General features: G+C 70.2%; 12 protein-coding genes. 9 read left to right on the top strand and 3 right to left on the bottom strand.

The genetic code is table 11. The features are described 5' to 3' along the window. From E4099_RS21610 to E4099_RS21600, 3 genes are all read left to right on the top strand, one after another. The coding region (locus tag E4099_RS21610; protein ID WP_280923515.1) for a S8 family serine peptidase at positions 1-1,186 on the top strand (1,186 nt) is incomplete at its 5' end. A gap of 65 nt (positions 1,187-1,251) precedes the next feature. Next, entirely contained in the window at positions 1,252-1,617 is a 366-nt protein-coding gene (locus E4099_RS21605) for a MerR family transcriptional regulator (RefSeq protein WP_135340762.1), read from the top strand. Positions 1,618-1,663: 46 nt separating this feature from the next. Then, positions 1,664-2,665: an NADPH:quinone oxidoreductase family protein gene (locus E4099_RS21600; protein ID WP_135340761.1), complete on the top strand. Its 1,002-nt coding sequence runs from the start codon at positions 1,664-1,666 to the stop codon at positions 2,663-2,665. A gap of 160 nt (positions 2,666-2,825) precedes the next feature. Here E4099_RS21600 and E4099_RS21595 read toward each other — a convergent pair whose 3' ends face one another. Both E4099_RS21595 and E4099_RS21590 read right to left on the bottom strand, forming a co-directional pair. Further along, positions 2,826-3,239, bottom strand: coding sequence for an NUDIX hydrolase (locus E4099_RS21595; RefSeq protein ID WP_135340760.1), 414 nt, complete (start codon positions 3,237-3,239; stop codon positions 2,826-2,828). After that, positions 3,236-3,895 carry an NUDIX hydrolase gene (locus tag E4099_RS21590; protein WP_135340759.1) on the bottom strand — a complete coding sequence of 220 codons (660 nt, stop codon included), beginning with the start codon at positions 3,893-3,895 and terminating at the stop codon, positions 3,236-3,238. The genes E4099_RS21595 and E4099_RS21590 overlap by 4 nt, the downstream gene beginning before the upstream one ends. A gap of 400 nt (positions 3,896-4,295) precedes the next feature. Between E4099_RS21590 and E4099_RS21585 the strand changes: the two genes are divergently transcribed. The 6 genes from E4099_RS21585 to E4099_RS21560 all read left to right on the top strand — a co-directional run bounded on the left by E4099_RS21585 (position 4,296) and on the right by E4099_RS21560 (position 8,930). Continuing rightward, entirely contained in the window at positions 4,296-4,805 is a 510-nt protein-coding gene (locus E4099_RS21585; protein ID WP_135340758.1) for a nucleoside-diphosphate kinase, read from the top strand. Between the two features lie 81 nt (positions 4,806-4,886). Then, complete coding sequence (locus tag E4099_RS21580) at positions 4,887-5,186, top strand: hypothetical protein (RefSeq protein WP_135340757.1); 300 nt, start codon at positions 4,887-4,889, stop codon at positions 5,184-5,186. A 157-nt stretch (positions 5,187-5,343) separates the two neighbouring features. Next, the gene (locus E4099_RS21575) at positions 5,344-5,928 is read left to right on the top strand and encodes a hypothetical protein (protein ID WP_135340756.1); all 585 of its coding nucleotides are present in this window, start codon (positions 5,344-5,346) and stop codon (positions 5,926-5,928) included. 39 nt (positions 5,929-5,967) lie between these two features. Then, a complete protein-coding gene (locus E4099_RS21570) occupies positions 5,968-6,732 on the top strand; it encodes a hypothetical protein (RefSeq protein WP_135340755.1) in 765 nt (254 codons plus the stop codon). A gap of 2 nt (positions 6,733-6,734) precedes the next feature. Continuing rightward, on the top strand, positions 6,735-8,129 hold the full coding sequence (locus E4099_RS21565; protein ID WP_135340754.1) for a hypothetical protein: 1,395 nt from the start codon (positions 6,735-6,737) through the stop codon (positions 8,127-8,129). A gap of 63 nt (positions 8,130-8,192) precedes the next feature. Next, positions 8,193-8,930 carry a class I SAM-dependent methyltransferase gene (locus E4099_RS21560; RefSeq protein WP_135340753.1) on the top strand — a complete coding sequence of 246 codons (738 nt, stop codon included), beginning with the start codon at positions 8,193-8,195 and terminating at the stop codon, positions 8,928-8,930. A 221-nt stretch (positions 8,931-9,151) separates the two neighbouring features. Here the strand turns inward: E4099_RS21560 and eccCb are convergent. After that, positions 9,152-10,803 (bottom strand): type VII secretion protein EccCb (gene eccCb / locus E4099_RS21555; protein ID WP_135340752.1); only part of this gene is annotated, 1,652 nt, incomplete at its 5' end.

Raw genomic sequence — 10,803 nt, 5'->3', positions numbered from 1 at the left:
CCCGAGGACGTCCATGCGTCGCCGTACCGCCATAGCCCTGTCTGCCCTCACCCTCGCCGCGCTGGCGCCCGCCCCCGCCGCGCCGGCGGCGGAGGTACGGGACGGGGACCGGACGACGCTGCCGGGGATGCCGGAGCGGCTGCCGCCGGGGCAGGAGTGCACCACCCAGCAGGGGCGCCGGACCGCGGCGGCGCCGTGGACCCGGGGTGCGCTGGGCCTGGACCAGGTGTGGCGGCTGTCCCGGGGGCGCGGGGTGACGGTGGCGGTGGTGGGCACCGGGGTGAGCGACGATCCGGCCGTGCTGGCGGGCCGGGTGAAGGCGCTGGGCGCGGCGGGCCAGGACTGCGTGGGCCGGGGCACCTTCCAGGCGGGCCTGGTCGCCGGGGCGAGCCTGCCCGGGCAGGGGTTCTCCGGGGTGGCGCCCGAGGCGCGGATCCTGGCGGTGCGCGGCACCGGGCAGCGGGGTGAGCCGGATCCGGCCCGACTGGCGGACGGGGTGCGGGAGGCGGCCGAGGCGGGCGCCGACGTGATCACCGTGACCGCCCCGCTGGACGGCTCCGACCAGCGGGTACGGGCCGCGATGGCGGCGGCCCGCCGGGCGGACGCGCTGGTGATCGTCCCGGCGGCGGCGGACAGCGTGCCCTCCGGCCAGGAGAAGGCCAAGCCCGCCCCGGCGGCCCCGAAGGAGGCGCTGGCGGTGCTGGACACCGGCCCCCAGGGGGTCCGTCCGGAGCAGGCCCCGCCGTACACCCGGGCCGATCTGACGGCCCCGGGCGGCGCCCTGGTGGGTCCCGGTCCGGTGGGCGACGGCAAGTGGACGGCCTCCGGGTCCTCGCTGGCGGCGGCGGTGACCGCGGGCACGGCGGCCCTGGTCCGCTCCTACCACCCCACGCTCCACGCGGACCAGGTACGGCAACGGCTGCTGGCCGGCGCCTACCCGGGGAACATCCCGGCGCTGGACCCGTACGGGGCGGTGTCCACGGTCGTCCCGGACCGGACGTTCACCATCACGACCGGTACCAAGCCGGTGCGTCTGGCGAAGGACCCGGACACCGCGGGCGCCCGCGACACCGCCTACCTGATCACGGCCGCCGCCACCGGCACGATCCTCCTGGTCGGACTCCTCGCGGTGATCCTCCCCCGAGGCCGGGCCCGCGGGTGGCGACCGGGGCGGTACGACGGGTAGGTGCCGCCCGGCATGAGGTCGTCGATGCCGGAAGACAGCGGTGCCCCCGGACGTTGCCACCGGACATGAAGATCGGCGAAGCCTCCCGGGTGAGCGGTGTCAGCGCACGATCGTTGCGGCACTACGAGGACGAGGGGCTGATCGTCCCCGGCCGTTTCGACAACGGGTTCCGCGACTACTGCCAGTCCACGATCGACCGGGTGCTCGTCATCCGCTCGCTGCTGGAGTCCGGCCTGCCCGTGCGGTTGATCAGGGACGTCCTGCCCCAGCTGACGGGCGGGCACGATGCCGGCGCCGACGCGGTGTGTGGGGAGTTCCTCCACGAGGTGGAGAGCTACCGCGATCGGCTGGCCGCCCGAATCGCCCACCTCAGCGAACAGCAGGCGGCACTGGACGCCTATCTCCGTCAGGCCCGCCGCACCGGTTCCTGACACCCGCTTGACCTTGACGCAAGTGGCAGACTCCTACGTTCTCCCCATGGAGACCAACGAGCAGCAGACGGTACGAGCACTGGTCCAGCGGTCGCACCGGGGACCGGAGGACATGGCCCTCACGACCGATCGGCCCCGCCCCGCCCCGGGGCCCGGCGAGTACCTGATCCGCGTCGGCGCCGCCGGAGTCAACTTCGCGGACGTCATGCAGACCCATGGAACGTACGGAGGCGGCCCGCGGGCGCCCTACGTGGCGGGATTCGAAGCCGCCGGCGAGATCGTGGGCATCGGCCCGGACGTCGAGAGCCCGCTGCCGCTCGGTACCCATGTCATCGGCGTCGGCCCCGGCGCCTTCGCGCAGTACATGACGATGCCGACCGCCGGTGTCCTGCCCGTGCCGTCCGGCTGGAGCGACGCGGAGGCCCTCGGCCTGGTGCTGAACTGGGCCACCGCCTTGGCGGCGCTCAAGCCCTTGGGCGACATCAAGGCCGGTGAGGTGGTGCTCGTCCAAGCCGCGGCCGGCGGCGTCGGGCAGGCCGCCGTGCGGCTCGCCCGCCACTACGGCGCCCGCGTGATCGCCACGGCGTCACCGGCCAAGCACGCCACCGTCAAGGCGCTCGGCGCCGACGAGGTCCTGGACAGCCGACGCCCCGATCTGGCCGCGGAGATCACCCGCCTGACCGGCGGGGTCGACCTGGTCCTGGAATCGGTCGGCAAGGCCACCTTCGAGACCAGCCTGGCGGTCGCCAAGCCCTTCACCGGGCGCGTCGTCGTGTTCGGCGCCGCGTCCGGCGACGCCACCGTGACCACCCACGACCTGGTCTTCACCCACCACGCCCAGATCAGGGGCCTGCACATCGGCGCGCTGGCGACCGCGGCCCCGTCCCTCTACCGGTCGCTGCTCGCCGAGCTGGAAGCGCTCATCGCCCAGGGCGTCTACCCACCCGGCACGCCACGGGTCCACCCCCTGGCCGACGGACCGGAGGTGCTACGGCACCTCGAAGCCGGCCGGACCCACGGCAAACACGCCCTCGACCCCTGGCGCTAGGCACCCGCCCCCGCACGGCCACCGCGGCCGCGTGGGGGCGCCTCGTCTCTACCGCGCCTGTCCAGTGCGGCTGGATGGCCGGTAGCTCTCCTGGCCGCGTGTTCTTCACGGCGCCGCTGGCAGTCAGCAGCGTATGGCCCGCAGCCAGGCCCTGGTGTACTCAGGAAGGCAGGGTGGCGTCGAGGTACTCCTGCACCGGCCCGAACAGCCCGTACGGCACGTACTGCGGGATCTCGCTGCGAGCCACCCAAGCCAGTTCGGCCAGCTCCTCCGTGTCAGCGACATGAGCGGTACCGCCGAGCACCTCGCAGGCCGCGTACGACATCAGTCGCCCCGTCTTCGGGTGGACGCGCTCACCGAGCAGCTTCACAGCAGTCACGGTCAACCCGGTCTCTTCCAGGGTCTCCCGCACAGCGGCGTCCTCGCGGGCCTCGCCGGGCTCGACCTCTCCGGCCGGGAACTGCCAGGAGAGCTGTCCTTCGCTCACCCGGCGGCGCACCATCAGCACACGCCCCTCGTGCACGACGATGGCGGCGGCGATACTCGGGCGCTCGTCCAGGTTCTGCTGCGTCACGTCTGCTCCTCCAGGACGGCCAGGATGGGTGGAAAGATCGTATCGACGGGGATGAAGCGGGGCACCGCGTTTCTGGGTACCCACATGACGTCGACGTTCTCGGCCACGTCGCTGTTGGTGGCCTCACCGGCCAGGTACTCGCACAGGAAGTACTCGCACAGCACGCCGGTCACAGGGTGGAGACGGTTCCCGAGATGGCGCCGGACCGCGCAGTGGACACCCGTCTCGTCCAAGGTCTCCCGCACGGTGGTGGTCTCCGCCTTGCCTCCGGGCTTGATGACCCCGGCCGGGAACTGCCATGTGATTCCAGCAGCGGCGTCGTCCCGCCGGCACACCAGGAGGGCATCGCTGTCGCGGATGACCACCGCGATGGCCACCCGCAGTGCCTGCGCGCCTGGCGGTGTCGAGTCCACTGGGCTCCGTTCCTTAGCCAGCAGGAGTGCGAAGCGCTGTCGCGCAGCCGGAGAAGCCTGCTCGTGGGCCGTGTCGAGGAGCTGCTGCATCTCCCTGCGAGGCACGATGGACTCGTCGGAGTGCCAGGCGGCCACCGTCCTCACCGCGATGCCCAGGTGGGCGGCGAACTGTTCGTTGCCGAGTCGTAGGGCGGACTGCAGCAGACAGGCGTAGCCGCCGCTCCAGCGCTCGATCACGTCCACAAGACTGCTCCCTCTCGCCGCCTCGGTGCAGGGATCCGCGCGCCAAAAGTGCACTCCCACTGCACAGGCACTTCATGGCCACGCGAGGAGAGCCCCGGAAGAATCGGAATTACCAGGGGCAAGGAGTCACCTGAGGCTCAGTCCCTGGGAGGTGCGTGAGAGGCGCCAAAGCGCCAGTTGAACACGAGGAGATTCTAGGTGCCTACTCCCAGCGGATAGCGAAGACGGAGAAGTTGGCCGAATCGGGCCTATCAGTCGGTTGATCGGCCACACCATGGCCAGTGTTCGCCCGTTCGGGGCATTGCCCGCACGCCCGATCTGCCCTGCCAGCGCCGGTAACCTCAGAAGAGGCGGCTGATCAACCGTCATGTTCGTTTGCCAGCAAGGCGAGAGGGAGTCAATGACCGAGGTTCAGGCACACACTGTCGAGCGCACGCTCGTCCTGCTCAAGCCCGATGCGCTGGCGCGTGGCCTGGCAGGAAGGATCATCACTCGATTCGAAGACGCCGCGCTGAAGATCGTCGGCACCAAGATGAAGTGGATGGACGGCGAGTTCACCCGCCAGCACTACTTCGACCTGGAGGAACGGCTGGGTTCGGAGGTCTACAACGTCACAGCGACGTTCATGCAGCAGGGGCCGGTCATCGCCCTAGTGCTGGAGGGCTTCGACGCCATCGCCACCGTCCGCAAGATCGTCGGTAGCACCTACCCGAACCAGGCTCCGGCCGGCACGGTCCGGGGGGACTTCTCGCACTACAGCGCGGCGGCCAGCATCGCCTCGGGCAAGGCGGTCGCGAACCTCGTGCATGCCTCCGGCAACGCGGAGGAGGCCAAGCAGGAGGTGGAGCTGTGGTTCGGCAAGGAAGAGCTGCAGGACTACAAGACGCTGGCCGAGATCTACACGTACTAGCAGGCGGGCCGCGGCGTCACTGTGGGGATGCCGGGGCGTTGTTCACCACTGGGGCACGACCGTCTGATCCGAGAGGGCACCATGACCAACCTGACCCGCCTGGTTTCCACCGACGAACTGGAGTCGGTCTTCCAGCGTGAGCTGGCGACCGACCGATGGGCCGCCACCGAGACCGCGTACGCCCTGGCTGCACGCCACCGCGACCTGGGCAACTGGCCCGCGTCGCGTGAGTGGGCCCAGCAGTGCCTGCGTCTGCTGGAGGGCTTCCCCAGCGAAACGGAGGAGCAGGTCGCCACCGGCCGCACGTCGGTCGGAGGCGTCCAGCTCCCGACATTCCTGCACTCGGGAGTCGTCGAGGAGCGCTTCGGCACCCTCAGCTGACACCCACCGATCCGCCGGGGTGGTGCGGTCGGCACCCGCATCGGCCGCATCACCCCCGCTCGACCACCAATCCCATAGCGATCACCCGCCCGGACAGCCCATGCATGGCATAGTCCGGCTGGCTTCGCCATGCCTGAAACGAGGAGGCAAAAGCCCCGTGGCCGTCGAGATCGAGATGCGAGCCCGCTTCACCAAGGAGGCCCACGACCAACTCGTCACCCGCCTGAAGGCGGAAGGGGAGGACCTGGGCCAGGACGACAAGCACATCTACTTCTACGTGCTCCCCGACCAGCTCCTGAAGGTCACCGACAACACCGCTGCCGGTACTGCAAAGATCACCCTGAAGGGGAGCAAGATCGGCCAGGGCGCGGCCTTTGCGGAGACCGAGTTCGCCATCGCCCCCGCTGACGTTGCCGCCGCGGTGAAGGTGTTCAACGCCCTCGGGTTCGAGACGGCCATGCACGAGGCGTTCAACTTCCGTCACAACTTCCGCTTCGACGACGTCGAGATCGCGGTCAAGTGGAGTGAGGCGTGGGGTTACCACGCTGAGTTCGAAGTCCTGCTGGAGGACGGCGCCTCGGACGCCGCCCACGCCGAGGCGGAGGCCAGGATCACGGACGTCGCCACGGCGCTCGGGGTGACCTTGATGACGGAGCAGGAGCTGGCCGACTTCACGGCCGCCTTCGAGGCCGCCGAGAAGGAGCGCAAGGAGCGCGAACAGCAGGCCGCGCCGATCCGGTAGGGAACATCACCGCGTAGACCACCAAGGGGGTGGGCACGAGTGAACACGACCCCGTTGACCGCAAGTCTGATCGACCTGGCTGCCCGAGGGCAGCTCCCGCTCCACCAGTACATGGACCAGGCCACCGTCGCGTGGATCGGCGACAACAGGCCCGACCTTCCACCGACTCCGGCGCCCGCCTTGCGCCCGCTGTCGAAGGAGCTGCTCGCGTACGACGGGCTGCCCACCCGGTGGTGGGCGGACCCCCGCCTATACACCTCGCTCCACGGCGTACGGCACGCCATGAGGACGGCGGCGCTCGCCGCCGTCCTCGCCGAGGCGAACGGTTTGGACGACACCGACACCGCCACGGCCGTCCTCGCCGCCGCCGGACACGACTGCCAGCGATGGCACGACCAGGACGACCGCGGACATGGCGCCCGCGCGGCCATCTGGCTCGCCGTGAACGCCGACACCGTCTGGGGCCACTTCGGTCTCACCGCCAGTCCACGGCAGATCGTCCAGGCGGCAACCGCCATCCGCCTGCACGACGTGCCCTACGAGGCGTTCACCGCCGACGACCAAGCCGACCACGCCCGGGCCGAGCGCATCACCGACGTGGTCAAGGCCGCCGATGCCCTGGACCGCTACCGCCTGCCGAAGCTGAAGTGGTGGCCGGATGCCCAGTACGTCCGCGAGCCCGCCTTCGACCAGCTGCGTGGCCTCGCCTTCGACCTTGTCCTGGTCTCGGAGCGCGCCTACCTCGCCGGGGCCAACGGCACTGCGGCCGTCCGCTACGCACTCGCCGAGAAGGGCCTGGTCTGACCATGGACTTCCTCGACGCTTACCACCTGTGGGCCGACGCCCATGCCTTCTTCGACTCCACCCTCGTCCCCAGCCCTGCCGGCCACGCCGACCCGCTCGCCGCCCAGGCTGCGGGCTGGCAGCGACGTCTCGCCGAGGAGACCCCGAACGGCCACCTGCTGCGACAGAACGCCCTCTTCGAGGCCCTGAGCGGAGACGGCAAGCTGAACCTGCTGCATGTCACCCATGCCCTGGAGGAGATCAGCAGGCAGGGAGTGCTCTACCCGTCGGGCGGCTGTCTCGTCGGAAGCATCTACTGCGCGCCGCTCACCGCGACTGATCAGGGCTTCCGCATGCACAACCTCGGCGCCTACGTCCTGACGAAGGAAGCTCCGGCCTTCCTGACCAAACTCGGCGTCACCGACCGCGTGCCCACCCCGCTAATCTTCGAGATCGAGACCCCGCCGCAGGCGTACCGTGGGCTCGCCGGTGTGGACTACCTGCGGCTCGGCCTCATTCACCTGCAGATCTACACCCACCTCGAATACCTGCTGAGCAAGAACGAGCGGCACCAGCTGCGCGAGACGGTCGTCGGCAGGGTGAAGAACTCGGCCGCCTTCCTCGCCACCGCTGCCGCCATCGCCTACCAGGGCACCCGTGTCCACGCCGAGCCGTTCCTGAGGCTGCTCGACGAGACGATCCCTCGGCTGCCGATCCTCGGCTACCTGTACTTCGAAGCGGTCGCCGAGTACCTGATGCTCCACTCGACGTCCCACCACACCCAGCGCCTGGCCGAACTCGGCGAGCTGAACAACTGGCTGTACAAGGAGATGCTGTTCGCTTCCTTCCCCGCGATGGCGGGAAAATTCGACCTCGCAAGATTCCGCCCCTGCCCTAAGCAGCTGGCCGCCCTCATCCACCAGGTCGACCCAACCATCGACACCAGCCACGCCAGCGCGTACCTGGTCAAACGGATCAGCTACCTCGCCGCCGCCCGCCTCTTCGCGCCCGGCGACGCCCCCGAAGCCTGGCACCACACGCGCTGGGAGTTCGACTCCCTCGCCACCCAGCTCGGACCGCTCCTCGGTCACCTCATCCACCGGGAACTGCGCACCTTCGGCCGCTACCCCGACTTCTACTTCTACTTCGACCAGCACAAGGCGCTGCAAGCCTGGAACTACTGGAACCACATGGACATCGTCGCCCCGTTCAACGGCACGATGCCCAAGGGCGAGATCGGCATCAACCCGGCCTACCCCAACCTCGACTACCGCGTCTGGCGCGCCGAGCAGGACGATGCCGGCCACCTCCACCAGGCCGAAGAGCTCTCGCTGACCATCGCCCCGCGGCTGGTGGACATCAAGTACACCCTCATGCGCAACAACCAATGGGCCGCCCCCGCGCCCAGCGTCGCCTGATCACCGCACCCGTCACCCGCGTTCCGCCCCACCCCAAGCAACCTCACACGCAGGAGACCCGTGATGAGTCCCTCCGGCATGCCCTCGGTCGACCTCCTCGGCGAGCAGATCGACTCCGTCCTCGCTGACCCCGCCACCACCCATGGTCTCGCCCGCATCCTCCGGGCCGCCGCCAAGGAGATCGCACTCCACCGCTATCACCACGCCAGCCGGCGCGCCTGGCCCAACGGTCGGATCGACGACAAGCCCCTCAAGATCCAGATCGGCGGCGGAGCCCATCGCATCGACGGCTTCTTCAACATCGACCTCGTCCCGCCGGCCGACCTCCTCTGGGACATCCGCGAGGGCATCCCCCTCCAGGACGAGAGCACCGACGAGATCTTCTCCGAGCACTTTCTGGAGCACATCGACTACCCACGCTCGGCCAAGCACTACGTCCGCGAGGCCCACCGCGTCCTCGTGCCGAGCGGCCGGATCATCACCGGCGTTCCCGACGCCGCCTTCGCCCTGAGCCAGTACCCCGGCCCCCTTGACGCCACCGACGAGACGATCGAGCGCTGGTACGCCAAGCGCAACTGCCGTGGCGACATCAACACGCGGCTCGACCTCGTCAATCTCGTCTTCCGAGACCAGGACGACGACCCCACGTACACCCCGCACCTGTGGGCCTACGACCACGAGAAGCTTGTCCAGCTCTTCACCGAGGCAGGTTTCACCACCGTCGCACCCTGGACGTTCGACCCCGCTATGGCCAACCCCAAGCGCCGCTGGGGCAGCGTCTACGTCGTCGCCATGAAGTAGAGCCCTCAAGTAGCCCGCGAGTCCGGGATGCGCGGTTTCCTATCCGCCCCGGGCTCGCGGGCCTCCACCTACGCCATGGCGCCAAGCACCCGACTAGCCGCCGAGAGAGCCGCACACGAACCAGGCCCCGGTCGACTCCGGGTAATACAAACGACCCTCGCTGTAGGAGGGCCGCTTGTATTACCCGGAAACGGTTCAGCGCGCCGCGACTGCTCCCAGGCTCAGTCCTCCTCGCGTTCCTCGATCGGTGCCGGCAAGGCCAGTTGCAGGAGGCCCACCTTGCGGCGGACCACGCTCTGGGCGCGGCCCGGGGGCAGGGTGCGTCCCTTGACGCCGTCGAGGACGTGGCCCTCCGAGGGCGGGCAGGAGAGCAGCAGCGCGGAGGAGTTGACCTCCTGCATCTTGCGGAGCAGCGCGTCCTGGCGGCCCGCCCCGGCCGTGGCGCGGGCGACCACCATGTGCAGCCCGACCTCGTAGCCGAGCGGGAGGTGCGGCAGCAGCGGTTCGAAGGGGCCGTCGAAGCCCGAGCCGACCATCTCGTAGTCGTCGACCAGGACGAACAGGCGGGGCCCGGCCCACCAGTCGGCGCGCCGCATCCGGGCGGGGGAGATGTCCTGCCCCGGGGTGCGTTCGGCCATCGCGCGCGCCACCCCGCCGACGTACTCCCGCAGCGGGTCGGCGGAGACCGCGTGGCCCAGCCGGTACTCCTCGGGGATGGCCTCGATGAGCTCCCGGCGGTAGTCGGCGACCAGGAAGCGCACCTGGTCGGGGGTGTGCTGGGCCATGACCTGCTGGGCGATCAGCCGCAGGGCGCTGGTCTTGCCGCTCTCGGTGTCGCCGGCCAGGAACAGGTGCGGGCTCTGGGTGAAGTCGTGCCACACCGGTTCCAGCTCCGCCTGGTCGAGGCCGATGGCGATGCGCAGCGGCTCGGTGGGCTCGGGCAGCTCGGACGCCTCCAGGTGGGTGGGCAGCATCCGTACCGGGGGCGCGGCGGGCGCGTCCCAGCTCTCGGCGACCGCCTCCACCAGGTCGGCCAGGGCCTCCGAGAGGTCCTCGGCCCGCTCCTGCCCGTCGATGCGGGGCAGTGCGGCCAGGAAGTGCATCTTGTCGGCGCTCAGGCCCCGGCCGGGGATGGTGGGGACGGTGCCCGCCTTGCGGATGTCGATGCCGGAGTCCATGGGGTCGCCCATGCGCAGCTCCAGCCGGGTGCCGATCTGGTCGCGCAGCGCGGAGGAGACCTCCACCCAGCGGGAGGTGCTGATCACCAGGTGGATGCCGTAGTTGAGGCCGCGGGCGGCGATCCCCTGGAAGGTGTCGAGCTGGTCCATCATGTCGGCGCGGACCGTGGACCAGCCGTCCACCACCAGGAAGACGTCGCCGAACGGGGAGTCGGGGAACTCCCCGGCGGCCCGCCGCTTGCGGAAGGACGCCATGGAGTCGATGCCCTGCTCCTGGAAGAACAGCTCGCGGCGGTTGAGCAGGGAGTTGACCTCGGCGAGGGTGCGGGAGATCCGTTCCCGGTCCAGTCGGCCGGAGACGCCGCCGACATGGGGCAGCCCGGCCAGCGCGGAGAGCGCGCCGCCGCCGAAGTCCAGGCAGTAGAACTGCACCTCGCGGGGGGAGTGGGTGAGGGCGAGGGCGCAGATCAGGGTGCGCAGCAGGGTGCTCTTGCCGCTCTGCGGGCCGCCCGCCACGGCCACGTGCCCGCCGGCGCCGGAGAGGTCGACGGTGAGCAGGTCCCGTACCTGTTCGAAGGGGCGGTCCACCAGGCCGACGGGGGCCCGGAGCAGCCCGCGGTCGGGGGAGCCGGCGGTGGTGAGCCCGAAGTCGGGGTCCGGGGTCAGCGGGGGCAGCAGGGCGTCCAGGCTGGGCG

This window comes from Streptomyces palmae (assembly GCF_004684805.1).
GTDB classification, from domain to species: Bacteria; Actinomycetota; Actinomycetes; order Streptomycetales; family Streptomycetaceae; genus Streptomyces; species Streptomyces palmae.
The sequence above is the reverse complement of the archived record's forward strand: the minus strand, read 5'-3'. Positions and strand labels throughout refer to the sequence as shown.

Coding starts and splice junctions, on each gene's coding strand:
- E4099_RS21600 (WP_135340761.1), top strand. CDS start 1,664: ATGGAGACCAACGAGCAGCAGACGGTACGAGCACTGGTCCAGCGGTCG.
- E4099_RS21580 (WP_135340757.1), top strand. CDS start 4,887: ATGACCAACCTGACCCGCCTGGTTTCCACCGACGAACTGGAGTCGGTC.
- E4099_RS21585 (WP_135340758.1), top strand. CDS start 4,296: ATGACCGAGGTTCAGGCACACACTGTCGAGCGCACGCTCGTCCTGCTC.
- E4099_RS21560 (WP_135340753.1), top strand. CDS start 8,193: ATGAGTCCCTCCGGCATGCCCTCGGTCGACCTCCTCGGCGAGCAGATC.
- E4099_RS21565 (WP_135340754.1), top strand. CDS start 6,735: ATGGACTTCCTCGACGCTTACCACCTGTGGGCCGACGCCCATGCCTTC.
- E4099_RS21605 (WP_135340762.1), top strand. CDS start 1,252: ATGAAGATCGGCGAAGCCTCCCGGGTGAGCGGTGTCAGCGCACGATCG.